The organism is Streptomyces sp. NPDC017676 (assembly GCF_044329325.1).
GTDB lineage: Bacteria > Actinomycetota > Actinomycetes > Streptomycetales > Streptomycetaceae > Streptomyces.
Window position 1 is genome coordinate 401,214 of record NZ_JBIRJA010000005.1, and the last position, 19,775, is coordinate 420,988.

18 protein-coding genes are annotated in these 19,775 nt (G+C 73.6%); 12 read left to right on the plus strand and 6 right to left on the minus strand.

Annotation, left to right across the window (positions count from 1 at the left end; translation table 11 throughout):
- Positions 1 to 188 precede the first annotated feature (188 nt).
- Positions 189 to 710 (minus strand): hypothetical protein, encoded by a 522-nt coding sequence (locus ACH4LD_RS14045; RefSeq protein WP_398055725.1) that lies wholly within the window; start codon positions 708 to 710, stop codon positions 189 to 191.
- A gap of 151 nt (positions 711 to 861) precedes the next feature.
- Between ACH4LD_RS14045 and hmgA the strand changes: the two genes are divergently transcribed.
- From hmgA to ACH4LD_RS14060, 3 genes are all read left to right on the plus strand, one after another.
- Positions 862 to 2,208: a homogentisate 1,2-dioxygenase gene (gene hmgA / locus ACH4LD_RS14050; RefSeq protein WP_132786393.1), complete on the plus strand. Its 1,347-nt coding sequence runs from the start codon at positions 862 to 864 to the stop codon at positions 2,206 to 2,208.
- Positions 2,209 to 2,254: 46 nt separating this feature from the next.
- The gene (locus tag ACH4LD_RS14055) at positions 2,255 to 3,001 is read left to right on the plus strand and encodes a GntR family transcriptional regulator (protein ID WP_132786392.1); all 747 of its coding nucleotides are present in this window, start codon (positions 2,255 to 2,257) and stop codon (positions 2,999 to 3,001) included.
- A 108-nt stretch (positions 3,002 to 3,109) separates the two neighbouring features.
- Complete coding sequence (locus tag ACH4LD_RS14060; protein WP_398055724.1) at positions 3,110 to 4,264, plus strand: type ISP restriction/modification enzyme; 1,155 nt, start codon at positions 3,110 to 3,112, stop codon at positions 4,262 to 4,264.
- A gap of 17 nt (positions 4,265 to 4,281) precedes the next feature.
- Here ACH4LD_RS14060 and ACH4LD_RS14065 read toward each other — a convergent pair whose 3' ends face one another.
- Positions 4,282 to 5,013 carry a TetR/AcrR family transcriptional regulator C-terminal domain-containing protein gene (locus ACH4LD_RS14065; RefSeq protein WP_398055723.1) on the minus strand — a complete coding sequence of 244 codons (732 nt, stop codon included), beginning with the start codon at positions 5,011 to 5,013 and terminating at the stop codon, positions 4,282 to 4,284.
- A gap of 63 nt (positions 5,014 to 5,076) precedes the next feature.
- Between ACH4LD_RS14065 and ACH4LD_RS14070 the strand changes: the two genes are divergently transcribed.
- From ACH4LD_RS14070 to ACH4LD_RS14080, 3 genes are read left to right on the plus strand one after another with little or no spacing between them, the layout of a single operon-like run.
- The gene (locus tag ACH4LD_RS14070) at positions 5,077 to 6,033 is read left to right on the plus strand and encodes an ATP-binding cassette domain-containing protein (protein WP_398055722.1); all 957 of its coding nucleotides are present in this window, start codon (positions 5,077 to 5,079) and stop codon (positions 6,031 to 6,033) included.
- Positions 6,030 to 6,809, plus strand: coding sequence for an ABC transporter permease (locus ACH4LD_RS14075; RefSeq protein WP_132786388.1), 780 nt, complete (start codon positions 6,030 to 6,032; stop codon positions 6,807 to 6,809). The genes ACH4LD_RS14070 and ACH4LD_RS14075 overlap by 4 nt, the downstream gene beginning before the upstream one ends.
- A gap of 47 nt (positions 6,810 to 6,856) precedes the next feature.
- Positions 6,857 to 8,053 (plus strand): CaiB/BaiF CoA-transferase family protein, encoded by a 1,197-nt coding sequence (locus ACH4LD_RS14080; protein ID WP_132786387.1) that lies wholly within the window; start codon positions 6,857 to 6,859, stop codon positions 8,051 to 8,053.
- A 41-nt stretch (positions 8,054 to 8,094) separates the two neighbouring features.
- Here the strand turns inward: ACH4LD_RS14080 and ACH4LD_RS14085 are convergent, their stop codons facing one another.
- From ACH4LD_RS14085 to ACH4LD_RS14095, 3 genes are all read right to left on the minus strand, one after another.
- A complete protein-coding gene (locus tag ACH4LD_RS14085) occupies positions 8,095 to 8,364 on the minus strand; it encodes a hypothetical protein (RefSeq protein ID WP_132786386.1) in 270 nt (89 codons plus the stop codon).
- Between the two features lie 126 nt (positions 8,365 to 8,490).
- The gene (locus ACH4LD_RS14090; protein WP_398055721.1) at positions 8,491 to 9,336 is read right to left on the minus strand and encodes an anti-sigma factor domain-containing protein; all 846 of its coding nucleotides are present in this window, start codon (positions 9,334 to 9,336) and stop codon (positions 8,491 to 8,493) included.
- A complete protein-coding gene (locus tag ACH4LD_RS14095) occupies positions 9,333 to 9,875 on the minus strand; it encodes a sigma-70 family RNA polymerase sigma factor (protein ID WP_103812322.1) in 543 nt (180 codons plus the stop codon). Before ACH4LD_RS14095 ends, ACH4LD_RS14090 begins: the two co-directional genes overlap by 4 nt.
- Before the next feature lie 209 nt (positions 9,876 to 10,084).
- On the opposite strand from ACH4LD_RS14095, the gene ACH4LD_RS14100 reads away from it, so the two are divergent.
- From ACH4LD_RS14100 to ACH4LD_RS14115, 4 genes are all read left to right on the plus strand, one after another.
- The gene (locus tag ACH4LD_RS14100; protein WP_398055720.1) at positions 10,085 to 11,653 is read left to right on the plus strand and encodes a DUF4331 domain-containing protein; all 1,569 of its coding nucleotides are present in this window, start codon (positions 10,085 to 10,087) and stop codon (positions 11,651 to 11,653) included.
- A gap of 85 nt (positions 11,654 to 11,738) precedes the next feature.
- Positions 11,739 to 13,328 (plus strand): tetratricopeptide repeat protein, encoded by a 1,590-nt coding sequence (locus tag ACH4LD_RS14105; RefSeq protein WP_398055719.1) that lies wholly within the window; start codon positions 11,739 to 11,741, stop codon positions 13,326 to 13,328.
- A gap of 38 nt (positions 13,329 to 13,366) precedes the next feature.
- Entirely contained in the window at positions 13,367 to 15,037 is a 1,671-nt protein-coding gene (locus ACH4LD_RS14110; protein WP_398055718.1) for a nickel transporter, read from the plus strand.
- A gap of 29 nt (positions 15,038 to 15,066) precedes the next feature.
- Positions 15,067 to 16,716 carry a serine/threonine-protein kinase gene (locus tag ACH4LD_RS14115; RefSeq protein WP_398055717.1) on the plus strand — a complete coding sequence of 550 codons (1,650 nt, stop codon included), beginning with the start codon at positions 15,067 to 15,069 and terminating at the stop codon, positions 16,714 to 16,716.
- A gap of 88 nt (positions 16,717 to 16,804) precedes the next feature.
- Here ACH4LD_RS14115 and ACH4LD_RS14120 read toward each other — a convergent pair whose 3' ends face one another.
- Entirely contained in the window at positions 16,805 to 17,611 is an 807-nt protein-coding gene (locus ACH4LD_RS14120) for an SGNH/GDSL hydrolase family protein (RefSeq protein WP_132786381.1), read from the minus strand.
- 218 nt (positions 17,612 to 17,829) lie between these two features.
- Here ACH4LD_RS14120 and ACH4LD_RS14125 point away from each other — a divergent pair, with 218 nt between their 5' ends.
- Complete coding sequence (locus tag ACH4LD_RS14125) at positions 17,830 to 18,924, plus strand: DUF5925 domain-containing protein (protein ID WP_132786380.1); 1,095 nt, start codon at positions 17,830 to 17,832, stop codon at positions 18,922 to 18,924.
- A 15-nt stretch (positions 18,925 to 18,939) separates the two neighbouring features.
- Positions 18,940 to 19,707 carry a DUF72 domain-containing protein gene (locus ACH4LD_RS14130; RefSeq protein ID WP_132786379.1) on the plus strand — a complete coding sequence of 256 codons (768 nt, stop codon included), beginning with the start codon at positions 18,940 to 18,942 and terminating at the stop codon, positions 19,705 to 19,707.
- The last annotated feature ends 68 nt before the right edge of the window (positions 19,708 to 19,775 follow it).

Consider the following 19,775-nt stretch of genomic DNA (forward strand, 5'->3'; position numbering starts at 1 on the left):
CCACCGGCGGCACAGAGAGCCGTGGCCGTCATCCACCGGCGACGCAAAGGGCCGCGGCCTCATCCACCGGCGGCACAGGACGCCGTGCTCCCCATCCACCGGCGGCACACAGAACCGATGGTCCCCATCCCGCCGGCGCACGGGACCGTGACCTCATCCGCCCGTGAGGTCGGCGTTCCGGGCGGCGCTCATCCCGTGCCCGTCTCCGCGTCGGACACCGTGATGTCGGCGGTGCTCTGGACCGGCTTGCCGCGGACGGCCCACACCGTGCCGTCGTCGGCGTACAGGCGGACGGTGACCTGGTGGGTGCCGTGCGACACGAGACCGGCGGCCAGGTGGTACGTGGGTGTGCGCAGCCGGGCGACCCGGTGGCCGTCGACGAACAGGTGGGCGAGCCCACGGCCGATGGCCGCCGCCGGCCGGGTGCCGGGCGCGGAGAGCCGGAAGTGACGGAGGGTCAGCCGGACGTCCCAGCCGCCGGCCGAGTCCGGAGTGATTTCCACGGCGGCCTCGGGGGCGTTCCGCTGGGCCACCTCGCGCAGGTTCCGGCCGGTCTCGTCGGTGTCGTCCAGCACCTTCCCCACGGGCGACGGCGAGACGGTCGTCCCGCCGTGCGCCTCACCGCTGGTGCAGGCCGCCGCTCCGAGCGGCAGCAGGACGCCCACCGCGAGCGCGGCGAGGGCTCCACGCGTCCACTTCGTCCACGACATGACCGGGAGCGTAGAACAGCAGCGCGGCGCTCCGGATCCCCCTGAAGTCTGGTTCCCGCCCTACCCCGCGGGGAGGACCACGACCCCTCTTGCGCGGACCCCCACTCATTCCTACGGTGATGCATAGGAATCGGGAGCACAAGGAGCGATCATGAGCGATGGGGGCACCTCCCGCGCGAGCGTGTTCGAGCGCGGGGGAGCACGGAAGACCGCCGAGGGGCTGTCGTATCTCACCGGGTTCGGCAACGAACACGCCTCGGAGGCGGTGCCGGGCGCCCTGCCCGAGGGCCGCAACTCGCCGCAGCGCGCGCCGCTGGGCCTGTACGCGGAGCAGTTGAGCGGTACGGCGTTCACCGAGCCGCGTGCGCACAACCGGCGCTCCTGGCTCTACCGCATCCGCCCCTCGGCCGCGCACCCCGCGTTCACCCGCACCGGCAACGGCGCGATCCGCACGGCTCCCTTCACCGAGGCGGTGCCCGACCCCAACCGGCTGCGCTGGAACCCACTGCCGGAGCCCCCGGCCGGCACCGACTTCCTGGCCGGCCTCTGGACGCTGGGCGGCAACGGCGACGCGACCCAGCGCACGGGCATGGCCGTGCACCTGTACCACGCCAACGCCTCGATGGAGCGGATCTTCTCGGACGCCGACGGCGAACTGCTGATCGTGCCCGAGCGCGGCGGGCTGCTGCTGCACACCGAGTTCGGCCGGCTCCATGTGGAGCCGGGCCATGTGGCGCTGATCCCCCGTGGAGTGCGCTTCCGTGTGGAGCTGCTCGATGAGTCGGCCCGCGGCTATGTGTGCGAGAACTACGGGGCTCCGTTCAGGCTGCCCGACCTGGGCCCGATCGGTGCCAACGGGCTCGCCAACCCCCGGGACTTCCGGGCTCCCGTGGCGGCGTACGAGGACGTCGAGGGGCCGGTGGAGGTGGTGAACAAGTTCTGCGGCAACCTCTGGACGGCGACCTACGACCACAGCCCCCTGGACGTGGTCGCCTGGCACGGCAACCATGTGCCGTACATCTATGACCTGCGCCGGTTCAATGTGATCGGCACCATCTCCTACGACCACCCGGACCCTTCCGTCTTCACGGTGCTGACCTCCCCGTCGGACACCCCGGGCCTGGCCGGCGTGGACTTCGTGGTCTTCGCGCCGCGCTGGCTGGTGGGCGAGGACACGTTCCGGCCGCCGTACTTCCACCGGAACGTGATGAGCGAGTACATGGGCCTGATCGAGGGCGCCTACGACGCCAAGGCGGAGGGCTTCGTGCCCGGCGGCGGCTCGCTGCACAACATGATGTCGGCGCACGGCCCGGACCGGGAGACGTTCGACCGGGCGAGCGCGGCCGAGCTGAAGCCGCAGAAGCTCGACGACGGACTGGCGTTCATGTTCGAGACCCGCTGGCCGGTGGCCCTCACCCCGCAGGCGGCGGGCGCCGACCACCTCCAGCGGCGCTACGACGACGTGTGGCAGGGACTGGAGCGGCACTTCAGGGGCTGACCGCCTCCGTTGCGCCGGACGTTCTCCGCCAGGTACGGATAACCGCGTGACCTCCTTCGCCCCGGATTCGATCGTCCTGAACCGCAAGCTGCCGCTGTGGTACCAGGTGTCGCAGTCGCTGCGCGCCTCGATACTGGGCCGCTCCCCCGAGGATCCGCTGCGCCTGCCCACCGAGGAGCGGCTGGCGGAGCACTACGGGGTGAGCGTGCTGACCATGCGGCAGGCGTTGAAGGAGCTGGAGGACGAGGGTCTGATCAGCCGGCACCGGCGGCGCGGCACGTTCATCGAGCCCGGAGCGCGGCGCGGGGCCCCGGTCCGGCTGCTGGGCTCGGTGGACGCGATCGTGGCCCAGCAGTCCGGGATGACGACCGAGCTGCTCGGCCACGGTCGCGTGCCGGTGCCGGCCGGGCTCGCCGAGTACTTCCCGGATCTCGCGGAGGTGGCGACGTACCACCGGCTGCGCAGCGACGAGAAGACCGGCGAGCCGACCAACCACGCCGTCAACCACATCCGCCCGGAACTGGCCGAGGGCATCGACCCGGAGGACCTGGTCCGCTGGCCGATGACCAAGGTGCTGCGGGACATGGTGAAGGCGGACATCAGCCGGATCACGGACACCGTGGAGGCCCGGCTCGCCGACCCGGAGACGGCCCGGCTGCTCGACGTCCCGCTGCTCAGCCCGATCCTGCACTACACCGGGGTGACGTACGACAGCGAGGGCCGGGTGCTGGACGTGGCGGTCATCCACTACCGGGGCGACCGCTTCTCGTTCACCGTCACGCTCGACGCGTGAACGCTCCGCCGGCCCAGCCGGGTGGGGCCGTCCGTCGTCCGCGGGGCCCGTCGCGGTGGGTCGCGCGGTTCCCCGTGCCCCTTCGGGGGCGCTACCCGCTGTCGTAGCATGCCGTGCGTGACGCACGACGACGCTCCGCTGCTGGCGGACCTCATGCCGTGGTCCGTCGCACCGCTGCGGCCGGGCCGCGCCTGGCCGACGGCACCGGACCCGGTCTCGCTGAGGGCCCGCTGGGACGCGCTGCTGAAGGCCCAGGGCCCGGACCGGGAGGCGTTGTTCGAGCCCACCCGCGCCCGTACGCTCCAGTCGGCGGTGGGTCAGTTGCCCGGTTCACCCGCCGGCACCGAGCGGCTCGCGCGCGCCGAGGGGCCCTGCCCGGAGCCGGTGCGGGTGCTGGCCGCTCCCTTCGACGAGCAGTGGCTGATCCCGGACCACCGGCTGATCGACACGGCCCGTCCCGAGCTGTGGCGGGTGGCGGACGCGCACCAGGTGTTCACGGTCGAGACGGGTGACGCCGGCGCCCCGCTGCTGGCGACCGGGCTCCTGCCCACGCTGCGCCCGGGCCGCGTCCGTCCGCTCTACCGCCGCCCCGGCAGGGCGGAACCGAACCTCGCCCCCGGCCTGCTGGACCACCTGACGGCCCGTCTGGGCACGCGCCCCTCGGCACCGGACGTGCTGGCCTGGATCCTGATGACGGCCGGCCCCGGCCTCACCGTCCCCCTCACCGACGACCCCGGGCTGTGGGCGTCCGGCGTGGAGGCGGGCCGCCGGGCGCTGTGGCTGATGCGCCGGGACGGCGAGCGCCCCAAGCTGCCCGGCGGGCGGCGCCCCTACGTCCGCGCGCCCCTGCCGAACCGTCCGCTCGCCCTCCACTACGACCGCGACGAGGAGACCCTGCACCTGGACGAGGGCCGCATCTCGCCCGTCCCGCCCGAGGCATGGGACTACGAGGTGGCCGGGGTGCGGGTCCTGGAGAGCTGGTTCGCGGTGCGCACCGCGCCGGTCGAGCCGGGCACGCTCGCCGCGATCCGTCCCGCGGTCTGGCCGCAGACCTGGACGTCGGAGCTGCTGGAGCTGATCACGGTCCTCGCCCTGCTGGCGGAACTGCGGTCGTCGCGCGACGAGTTGAGGGTGACGTCACCGGTCACGGCGGCCGAGCTGCGGGAGGCGGGCGTCCTGCCGGTACCACAGTCCTCCCGCCACCCCGCCTCGGTCCTCGACCACCACGAGGAGGGCCCGGACGGACAGTTCGTGCTGCTCTAGCCACCGGTCAGCCCGCATCAGGTGCCGCATCCGCCCGGCCGGCGCGGCGCGAACGCGTCGATGACCCTCTCCACCATCCGCTCGAACACCGCCTCCAGATCGATCGGACCCGGGTCCTGGGCGAACGCCGCCGCCATGCGCGGATACGCGCCGGAGGCGATCTGGCGGCTCAGGTGGGCGATGCGGACCGCGTTCTCCTCGTCCTCCGACCACGGCAGGGCCCGCGCCCGCTCGGCGGTGTCGAGTTCGTTGCGGACGTAGGTCGTGACCATGCCGTTCAGCATGGCGATGAACTCCAGTTTGGTGCCGTACGCCGTCTCCAGCGGGTCCAGGCAGGCCAGGCAGTGCTCCAGGTAGCGCAGGGCGTTCGGGCTGAAGCCGTACACCGGGGACATCAGGCGGGGCAGCCAGGGGTGGCGGTGCATCAGCTCGCGCGTCTGGTGGGCCACCCGGCGCATGTCGCCGCGCCAGTCGCCGCCCGGCTCCCACAGCTCGTGCTCCGCGCCGACCGCGTCCACCATGAGCTCGTACAGGTCCTCCTTGCGGGGGACGTAGTTGTAGAGCGACATGGTGCCGCAGCCCAGCTCGGCCGCGACGTGCCGCATGGACACCGCGTCGAGCCCCCGCGCGTCGGCGATCCGGACGGCGGCGGCGGCGACGTCGTCGCGCGTGTACGCCGGTTTCGGGCCCCGTCCGGTGCGCTCGGGGCGCGCCCAGATCACTTCGGGGACGGCCCCTCGGACTGCCATCGCTCATCACCTCGGTCACCATCCTAGTTACGTACGCCGTACGTAGTGCGGTATGGTCCCGGCATGACAATTACGTACGCTGTACTCAGTGAAGGTCTGGAGAAGCGCTTCGGCGCTGTGCGGGCCCTGCGCGGGCTCGATCTGGCCGTGGCCGAGGGCACGGTCTGCGGGCTGCTGGGGCCCAACGGGGCGGGGAAGACGACCGCGGTGCGGCTGCTGACCACGCTGCTGCGCCCGGACGGCGGCTCGGCGCGGATCGCCGGGCACGACCTCGTGCGGGAGGCGGCGGCCGTGCGGCGCCGGATCGCGGTCACCGGGCAGTACGCCTCGGTCGACGGGGACCTCACCGGCCGGGAGAACCTGCGGCTGTTCGCCCGCCTGCACCGGGTGCGCGGGCCGGCCGCCCGTGCCGACGAGCTCCTGGAGCGCTTCGGGCTGACCGAGGCGGCGGACCGGAAGGCGGCGGCGTACTCGGGCGGCATGCGGCGCCGGCTGGACCTCGCCGCGAGCCTGCTGCGCCGTCCCGACGTGCTCTTCCTGGACGAGCCGACCACCGGACTCGACCCGGCCAGCCGCGCTCGCATCTGGCAGGCGGTGCGCGAGCTGAAGGCGGACGGCACGACCGTGCTGCTGACCACCCAGTACCTGGAGGAGGCCGACCAGCTCGCCGACGACATCGCCCTGGTGGACCGGGGCCGGGTCGCCCAGACCGGCTCGCCCGCCGAGCTCAAGGCGCTCATCGGGTCCCATGTGGAGGCGGTGGTCGCGGACGCCGGCGCGCTGGCCCGGGCGGCGGCCGTGCTCGACCGGCTGACCGGCAGGGAGCCCGTGTTCGACCGTGAGCGCGGCGCGGTCGGCGCGGTCACCACCGATCCGACGCTGACCCTGCCCCGCCTGGTGCGCGAACTCGACGCGGCCGGTGTGCCGTTGCTGGACGCCGGCATCCGGCCGCCCACCCTCGACGACGTCTTCCTGCGGCTCACCGGTGAGTCCGCCGACCGTGAGGAGCGTGCCGCGTGAGCGCGTTGGCGTACGACGGACTGGCGATGACGGGCCGGCAGCTGCGCCGGGTCCGCAACAACCCGGGGCTGGCGGTGCTGACCCAGCTGATGCCGGTCAACATGCTGCTGTTCTTCGGCTACGTGTTCGGCAGCGCCCTGGCGGTGCCCGGCCGCGAGTACCGCTCCTTCCTGGTGCCCGGGCTGCTAGTCGCCACGGCCGCCGGCGGGTTGATGACCGGCATGTTCCAGGCCGCACAGGACACCCACCGGGGGGTGATGGACCGGTTCCGGACGATGCCGGTGAGCCGGGCCGCCGTCCCCCTCGGGCAGGCCGTCGCGGACCTGCTCGTCACGACCGTCGGGACGGTGCCGCTGCTGCTCACCGGGCTCGCGGTGGGCTGGCGGATCGAGGGGTCCGCGGCCGGGGCGGCCGGTGCCGTGGGGCTGCTGCTGCTCTTCCGGTTCGCCTGCACCTGCGCCGGGATCCTCCTGGGCCTGCTGTCCCGCAGCGAGGAAGCCGCCGGGCAGCTCGGCGCCGCCTCCTTCGTGCTGCCACTGCTGTCGAACGCGTACATCCCCACCGGAAACCTGCCGGGCTGGCTGCGCGCGCTCGCCGAGTGGAACCCGATCAGCGCGGTGACCACCGCCCTGCGGGACCTCTTCGGCAACGCGCCCGTCCCGGAGGGCGCCGCCTGGCCGGTGGCCCACCCGGTCGCGGGGTCACTGGTCTGGAGCCTCGCCCTCACCGCGGTGTTCCTGCCGCTCGCCGTACGCAGGTACGCCCGGGCCGAATGAGTCCGCACTGCTGACAGAGCCGCCGGTCAGGGGAGATCATCCACCCCATGGATCATCTCCCGCTGCCCCTGGACGGCATCACCGTCGTCGCCGTCGAACAGGCCGTGTCCGCGCCCTTCGCGACCCGGCAGCTCGCCGACCTGGGGGCCAGGGTCATCAAGGTGGAGCGGGTCGACGGCGGCGACTTCGCGCGCGGCTACGACACCGCGGCCCGCGGTCTCGCCTCGCACTTCGTGTGGTGCAACCGCGGCAAGGAGTCCATCGCGCTGGACCTCAAGGACCCGCGCGCCCTGGACGTCGTACGGCGGCTGGTCGCGGACGCGGACGTGTTCGTGCAGAACCTCGCGCACGGCGCGGCGGCCCGGCTCGGCCTGGACGCGGCCACGCTGTGCGCCGCGCACCCGCGGCTGATCGCCGTGGACATCTCGGGCTACGGCGGCTCGGGGCCGTACACGGACAAGCGGGCGTACGACATGCTCGTGCAGTGCGAGGCGGGTCTGGTGTCGGTGACCGGGACACCGGAACAGCCGGTGAAGGCGGGCATCCCGGCCGCGGACATCGCGGCGGCCATGTACGCGTTCTCCGGTGTGCTGGCCGCGCTCGTGCGGCGCGGGACGACCGGGCGGGGCGGGCCGGTGGAGGTGTCCATGCTGGAGGCGCTCGCCGAGTGGATGGGCCATCCGCTGCACCACGCGCTGCACGGTGGGCAGCCGCCGGCCCGCACCGGGCTGGCGCACGCCGTGATCGCGCCGTACGACGCCTATCCGACGGCGGACGGCGGGCGGGTGCTGCTGTCGGTGCAGAACGACCGGGAGTGGCGACGGCTCGCCGAACAGGTCATAGGACGCCCGGAACTGGGCACCGATCCCGTGTACGCGACCAATGCGGCGCGGGTGGCGCACCGGGAGCGGACCGACGCCCTGGTCGCGGGGGCGCTGGCGGTACTGGACGCGGACGAGGCGCTGGCCCGGCTGGAGAAGGCGGGCATCGCCTGCGCCCGGCTGCGGGACGTGCGCGAGCTGGCGGAGCATCCGCAGCTGGCGGCCCGGGAGCGGTGGCGTCAGGTGGGGTCGCCGGCCGGGCCGCTGAAGGCGCTGCTGCCCCCCATCACGCTGCCGGGCGGGGACGAGGCACGGATGGGTGACGTGCCCGCACTCGGACAGCACACCGGAGCGCTGCTGCGTGCCGTGGGGATGACGGACGACGAGATCGCAGCGCTGCGCCGGGACGGTGTGGCGGCCTGAGCGCGGGCGCCCCTGCTCGGGTCAGGGGCCCTGCGGTGCGGTCAGTGACCGCCGAACAGCGAACGGCGCAGCCGGCGCAGCGGCGCGAAGAGGGAGACGCGGCCGATTCGCGTGCCCCGGTCGCTGCGCTGCCGCACGGAGTCCCGCGCCGTCAGTTCACGCATCAGCGACGTCGCCTCGACCGTCTCCCGCTGCGGTATGGCGGGACCCGCCAGCACCGACAGATGGCGGTCGAGCCGCGAACTGGTCGCACTGCTCCCGCAGGTGATCGCAGGGACCCTGGCCCTGCTGCGCACTGTTATCTGCTCCATGTCACTCCCCACCCGTACGAGTCCACCCGGCCCGGGCAGGGTAACCCTATCGCCCCGGTGGGGCACGCGTGTATCTCGGCCACAGGATTCACCTTCCCCGTAAGGTGGTTGATCATCCACCTTTGACTACTCTCCGAATCCGACCGATTTCAGGGTGAGTTGGACAATGGGCTGACCGGTGGGCCGTGCTGATCCACCGTCAGGCTCGACGGTCACGGCGAGTGACGTCGAGGAGGCGTCGAGACCCTTGGCGACCAAGGGCGTGTCGCCCGCGAGGAGGCCCAGGGAGCGCGGTTGCACCCGGGGACGCATGAGCCAGAGCTGGTGCACGCGCCCGCCGGGCGGGGCGCCGTACCCGCTGAGGGTGACGACGGCCTCCCGCTCGGAGGCGGAAGCGATTACTCCGATACTGCGGCCGCGCGCGTCCTCGCTGCTCACCGCGCGGGCGTCCGGAGCGGCCAGAACGTGGGCGATCTCACGTGCCCGGACCCGCTCGGCGGTGAGCCGGTCCTCGGTGCGGTGCGCCTGGACCGCGAAGAGGGAGGCGACGACGAGCGCCGCGGCGGCCGTGACCGTGGCGAACGGGACGAAGAGGGGGCGGCGTGCCCGGGACGTCCGGGCGCGGCCCGGCGGGGGCTGGGTGCCCCAGACGTGCGGCGGCAGCTGGGGCGCGCGCTCCCGGGCCGGCGTCCGGTCCCGTGCGCCCGCGTGGCCGCGCGCCGGCTCCTGCGGGGTGGTACGGACGGCGGCCAGGACCCGCTCGCGCAGGGCGGGGGGCGCGGGGGCCGCCGTCGACCAGGCGAGGCGGACCGCGTCCTCGGCCAGCTCCCGCACCTCGGCGGCGCAGCGGTCGCAGCCCGCCAGGTGCTTCTCGAAGCGACGCCGCTCGCCCGGTTCCAGCGCGTCGAGCGCGTAGGGCGCGGCGAGGGAGTGCGGGTCCTCGCGGCGCAGCAGTCTGCCGAGGATGCTCATGCGGCGCCTCCCAGGCACTGGCGCAGCCGGGTGAGTCCGTCGCGCATCCGCGTCTTGACCGTGCCGAGCGGCAGCGAGAGCCGCTCGGCCACCTCACGGTAGGTGTACCCGTCGTAGTAGGCCAGGGTCACCGACTGGCGTTGCAGGGCCGTGAGCCGGTTCAGGCAGCGGCGCACCCACTCGCGTTCCAGGCCGGCCTCGACCTCCTCGGCGACGTGGTCGAACGCGGGCTCCCCGGCGCGCAGGGCCTCGCGCTGCTCGCGTTCGCCGGCCGCGCGGGCGCTGCGCACCCGGTCGACGGCGCGGCGGTGGGCGAGGGTGAGGATCCAGGACAGGGCGCTGCCCCGGCCGGGGTCGAACCGGGCCGCGGAGCGCCACAGTTCGAGCAGCACCTCCTGGGCGACCTCCTCGGACTGGGCGGGGTCCCGCACCACCCGTCGCACCAGTCCGAACACCGGCCCGGAGACCAGTGCGTACAGCTCCTCGAACGCCCTGTGATCGCCGCCGGCCACGAGCACCAGCAGCTCGTCCGCCTGCATGCGGGCCCCCTCTCCGTGGCCGCAGCCGGCTCTTCCTCGCGCACCGCGCATCCGCACCGTGACACACCTCCCCGAGGGGGTACGGATCAGCGGGCCGAAAACGCGGGTCCGGGGGCGGCGAAAAGTTTTTCCCGTCCGACCAATCCGATCGGCGTCCCCGCTCCGTATACCCGTCCGTCAAAGGCAAGTCGGCACTGAGGACGGACGGCATGACACCTCTCTTCTCCAGGGGCGCCCTCGCCAGGAGGGCGCACTCCGGGCGCGGCACCGGACGCACGGGCCTGGTCACGCTCATCTGCGGGGCGCTGGCCGCCGGAGGGCTCACGGCCGCCGGCGTCGCCACGCTGGAACCCGGGACGGCCGCCGCCTCCTCCCACCGGGAGGCCCCGCTGATCTCGGGCACCCCGCAGTACGACAACACGGACCTGTACGCGTTCGTGAGCCCGGACAAGCCCGACACGACGACGATCGTGGCGAACTGGATCCCCTTCGAGGAGCCGGCCGGCGGACCGAACTTCTACACGTTCGCCGACGACGCCCAGTACGACCTCCACATCGACAACAACGGTGACGCGCAGGGCGACCTGGTCTTCCGCTACACCTTCAGGACCCGTACGAAGAACGGGAACACGTTCCTCTACAACACCGGCCCGGTCACCAGCCTGGACGACCCCGACCTCAACGTCACCCAGACCTACGACATCGATCTCATCAGGCTCCGGGGCGGGCACGAGATGTCGAAGACCAAGCTGGCCGACGACGTGCCGGTGGCGCCGTCGAACGTCGGCAAGGCGTCCATGCCGGACTACGGCAAGCTGCGCGCGCAGGCGGTGTACAGGACGGCGGGCGGCGCCGCGACCTTCGCCGGGCAGGCGGACGACCCGTTCTTCCTGGACCTGCGCGTCTTCGACCTGCTGTACGGCGGGAACCTCACCGAGGTCGGCCGGGACACCCTCAAGGGCTACAACGTCAACACCATCGCCCTCCAGGTGCCGAACGAGCTGATCCGCGAGTCCGCCCACCAGCCGGTCGTCGGCGTCTGGTCGACCACCCAGCGGCGCAACGCGCAGGGCTACTACAGCCAGGTCTCGCGCCTCGGCAACCCGCTGGTCAACGAGGTCGTCAACCCGCAGAAGGACAAGGACAGGTTCAACGCGTCCCAGCCCGCGTACGACGCGCAGTTCCTGAAGAACGTCACCAACCCGGAGCTGCCGAAGCTCATCGAGTCGATCTACAAGATCAAGGCACCCGCCGAGCCGCGCAACGACCTGGTCGACGTCTTCCTCAAGGGCGTCAAGGGCCTCAACCAGCCGCCCAACGTGCGGCCTTCGGAGGAGCTGCGGCTGAACACCTCCGTCAAGCCGAGCATGCACCCGAAGCGGCTGGGGGTGCTGGACGGCGACAACGCGGGCTTCCCGAACGGCCGTCGGCTCACCGACGACGTGATCGACGCGTCCCTCCAGGTGGTCGAGGGCGAACTGGTCGGTTCCAAGAACGACTTGGGCGACGCGGTCGACAAGAACGACAAGAAGTTCGAGAACTACTTCCCGTACGTCGCCCAGCCCACGTCCGGTTCGCGCGGCTCGCTGGCCAAGGGCACGACGGCGGGGACGGACGTGCGCAGCCGGCTCGGGGACGCCCTCCAGCCGGCCGGGGCCTCCGGCGGCTCCGGCAACACCGTGCTGATCGCCGCGTCGGCGGCCTCGGGTGCGGCCGGGATCCTGCTGATCGGTACCGCCTTCGCCTGGTGGCGCCGGCGCATGCAGCGCCCGTACTGACCCGCACCCACCCAGACCGGCGCGGCCCGTGTTCCTCTCCCCCACGGCGGGCCGCGCCTCCCACACGACCGACGGAGGAGAAGGCATGGGCCCGCGCGGGCAGGACGACGAGCAGGACGGGCAGAGGGTGGCGGAGCCGGAGGACGGGCGAAGGGTGGGTACGGCCGAGGACGAGTCGCCGGGACCGTCCGCATCGGGGCTCTCGCGCTCGCCCTCACCTTCGCCTTCGCCCTTCAGGACGACACCTTCCGATGTGGCGACCGCGCCCTCCAGCACGACACCTTCCGGGGCGGCCTCCTCGTGCGGTGGCGACGAGCGGGTCGGCGCCGTGCGGCGGGTCGGCGCTCTCGGGCGGCTGTGGCGGGGGCGGGCTCAACTGACGCTGAGCGCGGCCCTGTTGGCGGTGGCGCTGACCGGTGGTGCGATCGCGCTCGGTGCGGACCGGGTGCCGGCGTCCGCGCCGGTATCCGTCGGCGCCGTCGACCCGGGTGTCCTCGGCGGGGGCGATCTGGACGCGAGCGTCACCGCGCTCCAGACGCATCTGCGGTCCCAGCCGAAGGACGCCGGTGCCTGGGCCACCCTCGGTCTGGCCTACGTCGAGCAGGCGCGGACCAAGGGCGACCCGTCCCGGTACCCACGGGCGGAACAGGCGCTGCGGCGGTCCCAGTCGCTGGCGCCGGACGGCGACCAGGCCCTGGCCGGCCGCGCCGCCCTCGCCGCCGCCCGGCACGACTTCAAGGACGCCCTGGCGTTCGCGGACGCGGCCCTGCGCCGGAACCCGTACAGCGAGCGCGCGCTGTCCTCCCGGATCGACGCCCTGGTCGAGCTCGGCCGGTACGACGACGCCGCCGAGGCCGCGGGGACCGCCGACGCGCGCAAGCCGGGCGTACCCGTCTTCACCCGGTACGCGTACGTGCACGAGTTGCGCGGGGACGTGACCACGGCACGCCGGGTCCTGGAGCAGGCGCTGTCCGCCGCCGGTTCGCCGGGCGACACCGCGTACGTGGCCACACAGCTCGGCCAACTCGCCTGGAACCAGGGCGACTACAAGGCGGCGCTCACTCACTACGCGCGTGCCCTGGCCGCCGACGACGGCTACCTGCCGGCGCTGGAGGGCCGGGCCCGCGCGCGGGCGGCGAGCGGTGACCGTGCCGGGGCGATCACGGACATGGAGACGGTGGTCGCCCGCTCCCCGCTGCCCGGCCCGCTGGTCGAACTGGGCGAGCTGTACGAGGCGCGCGGCGCGGCCGGTGACCGGGCGCGGGCCCGGCGGCAGTACGCCCTCGTCGACGCCTGGACCGCCCTGGCCCGCGCCAACGGCGTCAACGCCGACCTGGACACCGCGCTGGCCGCCGCCGACCACGGTGACAAGCGGGCCGCCCTGCGCGCGGCCCGCGCCGAATGGGCCCGTCGGCACACCGTGCACACCGCCGACGCCCTCGCCTGGGCGCTGCACGTGAGCGGCCGTGACGCCGAGGCCCTGCCCTACGCCCGCCGGGCCACCGCCACCGGCTACCGCAGCGCCGCCTTCCGCTACCACCGGGGCGTGATCGAGCTGGCCACCGGACACCGGGCGGCCGGCCGCGCCTGGCTCACCTCGGCCCTGGAGCTGAACCCCGGCTTCTCCCCGCTGGGTGCGGCGCGGGCCCGCGAGGCGCTGGAGGGAGCCGAGTGACACCGCGTCCACGCCCGTCGGAACCGCGTCCGCGCCGGATGACACCCCGTCTGCTGTGCGTGCTGATCGCCTTGTGCGGCCTGGCCCTCCTCCCGGCCGGCACCGCGAACGCGCACCCGCTCGGCAACTTCACCGTCAATCGCTACGACGGCCTGGTCGCCGCTCCCGGACAGCTCCGCGTCGACCATGTGGAGGACCTCGCCGAGATCCCGGCGACCCAGGCCAAGGCCGACATCGAGCGGCTGGGGCTGGGCGCCTGGGCCCGGCAGCGGTGCGCACGGGCCGCCGCCGGCAGCGGCCTCCGGGTCGACGGGCGCCCGACCGCCCTCACGGCCGTCCGCGGCAGCGCGCGCACGCGTCCCGGCCAGGCCGGCCTCGACACCCTGCGCGTGGAGTGCCGGCTGACCGCCCCGCTGCCCCGCGCGAGCACGGTCACCCTCGGCTTCCGGGGCGCGGGAGCCGCCGGCGGGCCCGGCTGGCGGGAGATCACGGCGCGGGGCGACCGCATGACGCTCACCGCCACCGACGTGCCGAAGGAGTCGGTGTCCCGGGAACTGACCTCCTACCCCCAGGACCTGCTGTCCTCCCCCGCCGACACCGGGACCGCCTCGCTGCGGGTGCGGCCCGGTGGCCCGGCGCTCTCGGCGGACAGGGAGCGGCAGGCGGCCCCGGGCGCCGGCGTGCTCCCCCGGGGTGCCGACCGCTGGACCCGGGCCCTGGACGACCTCGTGGCCCGGCACGACCTCACCGTCGGCTTCGCCGGTCTGGCCCTGCTCATCGCCGTCGCCCTGGGCGCGCTGCACGCGCTCGCGCCGGGCCACGGCAAGACCCTGATGGCCGCGACGGCGGCGGCGCGCGGGGGGCGGGCGCGGCCACGGGACGTGCTGCCGATGGCCGCCTCGGTCACCGTGACCCACACCCTCGGTGTGGTCGCCCTGGGCCTCCTGGTCACGGCCGGTTCGGCGGCCACACCGGCGGTGATCTCCTGGCTGGGCCTCGCCGGCGGCGTCCTGGTGCTGGCGGCGGGCGTCACCCTCGTCCGCCGTGCCTGGCGCGACCGTGTGCGGGCGACCGTCGCGGTCCAGGAACCGGCGGAACAGCGGGAACTGGCGACTGTGGGCGGCGGACACAGCGCCGCCCACCACCATCACCACCACGACGGTGTGGAACACACCCATGGGGGCCACGCACACCCCCACCCGCACAGCAACGGTGACCACACGCACACCCACGACGGGCACAGCCATGGTGGGCACAACCATGGTGGCCACACCCACACCCACGACCAGCACAGCCATGGTGGGCACAACCATGGTGGCCACACCCACACCCACGGCGGCCACACCCACACCCACCCCACCGCGCCCACACTCCGCGGCACGATCCTGCTCGGGTTCGCCGGTGGGCTGGTGCCCAGCCCGTCCGCCGTGGTCGTCCTGGTCGGTGCCGCCGCGCTCGGCAAGGCCTGGTTCGGGCTGCTGCTCGTCGTGGCGTACGGAGCCGGTCTCGCGCTGACCCTCACCACCGCCGGGTTCGCCGTCGTACGGCTGGGTGCGGGGGCGGTGCGGGTGCTGGAGCGGCGCCCGCGCTGGAGCGCCCATCCGGTGGCCGTCCTGGCCCGCCGGGCCCTGCCGCTCGGGTCGGCCCTGGTCGTACTGGCGCTGGGCACGGGACTGGTGCTCAGGGGGGCCGCATCCGCGCTGGGCTGAGCTACTTTTCTGGGGAGGATTCGCGCGAGATGCCTTGGGGGGCGCCCGTGTCCGAGGAGCCGGGTCCGGAACGTGTGGTCGCGGGCCGCTACCGTCTGCTGTCCCCGCTGGGCGAGGGCGGCATGGGGACCGTGTGGCGGGCCCGGGACGAGGTGCTGCACCGCGAGGTGGCCGTGAAGGAGGTGCGGGCACCGGCCGGGCTGCCCGGCGACGAGGTCGAGCGGCTGTACGCGCGCCTGGAGCGCGAGGCGTGGGCGGCGGCCCGGGTCGCGAACCGCAACGTGGTCACGGTGTACGACGTGGCGCTGGAGGGCGGGCGGCCGTGGATCGTGATGGAGCTGGTGCGCGGGCTGTCCCTCGCCGACCAGCTGGAGGCAGAGGGTCCGCTGCCACCACGGCGGGCCGCGCACATCGGCGCCGAGGTGCTGTCCGCGCTGCGCGCCGCGCACGCCGCCGGGGTGCTCCACCGGGACGTGAAGCCGGCCAACGTGCTGCTGGCGAACGACGGCCGGGTGGTGCTGACCGACTTCGGGATCGCCACGGTGGAGGGCAGTTCCGCGCTGACCATGACCGGTGAGGTGATCGGTTCGCCCGAATACCTGGCGCCGGAGCGTGCCCTGGGGCGGACTCCGGGACCCGAGTCCGACCTGTGGTCGCTGGGGGTCCTGCTGTACGCGGCCGTCGAGGGGATCTCCCCGTTCCGGCAGGACACCCCGCTCAGCACGCTGCGGGCCGTGGTGGACGAGGAGTTGCCGCCACCGCTGTGGGCCGGACCGCTCGCGCCCGTCGTCGAGGGGCTGCTGCGCAAGGACCCGGCCGAGCGGCTGCCCGCCGAACAGGCGGAGCGGGAGCTGCGGCTGGTCGCGGCGGGCGGGTCGGTGCGGGCGGACACCGCACCCGGTGTGCCGCCGTACGCGCCGGTGGCGTCCGCCCCGCCCCCGGAGCCGTACCGGACCCCGCCGCTGCCGCTGCCGCTGCCGCTGCCGCTGCCCACCGGCTACCCGGACCCGGCGACCACGGCCGCCGCCGGGCCGGACCGGCGGCCGGAACGGGACCGGCGGGCCGGCGTCGTGCTGGTGGCGGGTGTGCTCGCGGTCGTGCTGGCGCTGGCGGGGCTGACGTACGCGCTGCTGGATCGCGACGACGGGGGCGGACACGGGACCGACAGCGCGAGCACCGGCCGGACGGGCGGCCCTGCGCACTCCCCCACGCCGAGCGGCGGCACGGACACGGACACCGGGACTCCCTCGCCCTCGCGGAGCAGCGCGTCGGCGAGCAGCGGGCCGGCCCAGTCGGTGCGCGTCACCCTCACCGGCGCGCACACGGAGTACTCCGGGACCTGTCCGCCGCCGGCCGCGCAGGCGCCCGCGTTCACGGCGGAGTTCACGGTGGGCCGGTTGCCCGCGCAGGTGGAGTACCGGTGGGTACCGGCGCACGGATCGGTGTCGGACCCCGGGTGGAAGACGCTGTCGTTCCCGGTGGGTGGTGCGCGTACGCGGGAGCAGCGGGTGACGGTGACGGCGGACGCCGGGGGCGGGACGGCCGGGAACGAGATGGGCGTCGAGGTGCGCCGTCCGGTGCGGGCGACGTCGAACTCGGTGCCGTTCTCGGTGACGTGTACGACGGCGGCGGAGACCCCGTCGTCCGGGACCTCCGCCTCACCTTCGGCCTCACCCTGAGCACATCACCCTGAGCACGTCACCCTGGGGACGTCACCCTGAGCACGTCACCCTGGGGACGTCACCCTGCCGGGTGAGCCTGAACGGATCATGCCGCGTTGTTCAGCACCGGCAGGTAGCCGCCGGACTGGCCGGACGCGGTCGGATGGTACGACTCGCCGATGTCGAGCCAGTTGACGCTGTGCAGCCAGGAGTCGCCGGAGCAGATCTCGTGGCCGGAGAACGTGGTGCGGACGTCGCCGAAGACGAAGTTGTGGGCGGTGGCGCGGGCCTTGATGGTGTTGTCCATGTAGTCGGCGGCGTCGTTGATCGCGGACCGCTTGGTCTCGGAGAGGCCGAGGCAGGTCTGGCCGAGCAGGTAGAAGCGGGGATAGCCGATGACGACCACCCGGGCGGACGGGGCTTTGGCGCTGATCGCGTTGTAGACGGTGTCCAGCTTGCCGGGGAGCGTGTTGGCGACGTACGCCCTGGCGGTGTTGATGCGGGACAGGCACGTGCTGTCCGAGCTGGTCACACAGGTGGTCATCACGTCGGCGAAACCGGCGTCGTTGCCGCCGATGGTGATGGACACCAAAGAGGTCGAGGAGTTCAGCGAGCCGAGCTGGCCCGCGAGCACGTCGTCCGTCTTCGCGCCGGAGCAGGCGTTGAAGGCGAACGAGGAGGGGCTGTGGGCGGCGTTCCACAGGTAGGGGTAGGCCTTGGTGCTGCGGTCGCAGTCGCCGCTTGAGCTGATGTAACTTCCCGCGCCCACCCCGGAGGAGTAGGAGTCACCGAGCGCGACGTAGCCGCCGGTCACGGCGGTCGAGGACGCCTGCGCCGAAGCGGCCCCGGTGAGACCGAGGCCGGCGGCGAGGAGGAGCGAGGTCACGAATCCGGTAAGTCGGGAACGTCTCATGGAACCTCCCTTTAGCAGGATCTCTGCCTCAACTGTCGTACCAGCTACGCGTGTTGACAGGAAGTGTTCATGCCAAGACTTTTGCCGTCTCAACAAGATCGACCCAAGACGTTCACCGCTCATCTATTGCCCGTGCGGCCCCTGTCGGTTGACGCCTCGTCAGCGCGAAGCGACGGAAATGCCGTGCGAGGAGTGCATCCGTGGCGGATCATGGCGGCATGTCTGCCAACCCACACGACGCTCTGCCGATCCGGCTCCACGTCGACGACTCCGACTCGCCGTCCGACGTCGTCGACGCGCTGTTCCTCGGCCGCTTCGCGACGGGCGAGCAGCCGTACTCGCACGCCGCGAACATCGACCGGGTGCGCTCGGGCGCGACCCTGCTGCCGGAGGGCGCCCGGGTGTTGCGGATGGCCCGCGACGACGACCGCAGCGCGACCCTCGCCGAGGGGGACGGCTGGACCCTGCTGGTCTCCCGCTGGAACCGGGGCGCGGACGTCACGGTCACCGCGACCAGCGCCGAACTGGCCGAGCGGATCCTCGGCCAGGCCACGGACGGCGCGGCCGACGAGCCGGAACCGCAGCCGGAGAACGTGACGATGGGGTTCTGGTACGTCTCCCCCCGGCGCGGCCCGCACCGCACCACCCGGCAGATCTCCGCGGGCACCTGGGACGAGGTCCGGCCCAACTACACGGCGCCGGTGGCGGACGCGATGGACCGCCTGATGAAGACGACCCCGGAGGACATCGCGGGCCGGCTGCTACTGCTCCACGGCCCGCCCGGCACCGGCAAGACCTCCGCCCTGCGCACCCTCGCCCGGTCCTGGCGCGACTGGTGCCAGGTCGACTGCGTCCTGGACCCGGAGCGCCTCTTCTCCGACGTCGGCTATCTGATGGACATCGCCATCGGGGAGGACGACGGCGCGGGCAAGGGCCGCTGGCGCCTGCTGCTGCTGGAGGACTGCGACGAGCTGATCCGGGGCGAGGCCCGGCACACGGCGGGCCAGGCCCTGTCCCGGCTGCTGAACCTCACCGACGGCCTGCTCGGCCAGGGCCGCAACGTCCTGGTCGGCGTCACCACCAACGAGGACCTGGAGCGGCTGCACCCGGCCGTGGTCCGCCCCGGCCGCTGCCTGGCCCGGATCGAGGTCGGCCCGCTGACCCGGCCGGAGGCGGTGAGGTGGCTCGGCACCGAGGAGGGCGTCGGCCGGGACGGCGCGACCCTCGCGGAGCTGTACGCGCTGCGCCGGGGCACCGCGCCGACCTCGGTGCCGGGGGCCCGGGAGGGCGCGGACGCGGGCCTGTACCTGTAGTGCTTTGATGAGGGTATGACCCTGTTGGTCGGCACGTCGGGCTGGCAGTACAAGGACTGGCGGGATCACGTCTACCCGGCCGGGGTGCCGGCGCGGCTGTGGCTGGAGGAGTACACCCGGCTGTTCGCGACCGTGGAGATCAACAACGCGTTCTACCGGCTGCCGTCGTACGACACCTTCGCCGCCTGGCGCGGCCGCGTCCCGCCGGACTTCGTGGTCACGGTCAAGGCCAGCCGGTACCTCACCCACATCAAGCGGCTCAAGGACCCGGAGGAGCCGGTGCACCGGCTGATGACCCACGCGGCGGGCCTCGGCGACCGCCTGGGCCCGGTCCTCCTCCAGCTCCCGCCCACCCTGCGCGCCGACCCGCCGCTGCTGGACGCCTGCCTGGCCTGCTTCCCGGCCGGTACGAGGGTCGCGGTGGAACCCCGCCACGACTCCTGGTGGACGGGCGAGGTGCGCGAGGTGCTGGTGTCCCGTGGCGCGGCCCTGTGCTGGGCGGACGTCCTGGCCCGCCCGGTCACCCCGCTGTGGCGCACCGCCGACTGGGGCTACGTCCGCTTCCACCAGGGCCGCGCCCAGCCCTGGCCGCGCTACGGCCGCCGCTCCCTGGACACCTGGGTGGACCGTGTCGCGACGACCTGGTCGGACGCGGAGGACGTGTACGCGTACTTCAACAACGACCCCGGGGGCGCGGCGGTCCAGGACGCGGTGACGTTCGCCCGGGCGGCGCGGCGGGCGGGCCTGACGGTGACGAGGACACCGGAACCGGCGGAACTCTGACACGTGTCCCGCTCGTCGTTCCCACCGCGACGGCGCCCGGCCGCGACGGCGGAACCCGGCGGTGCCCG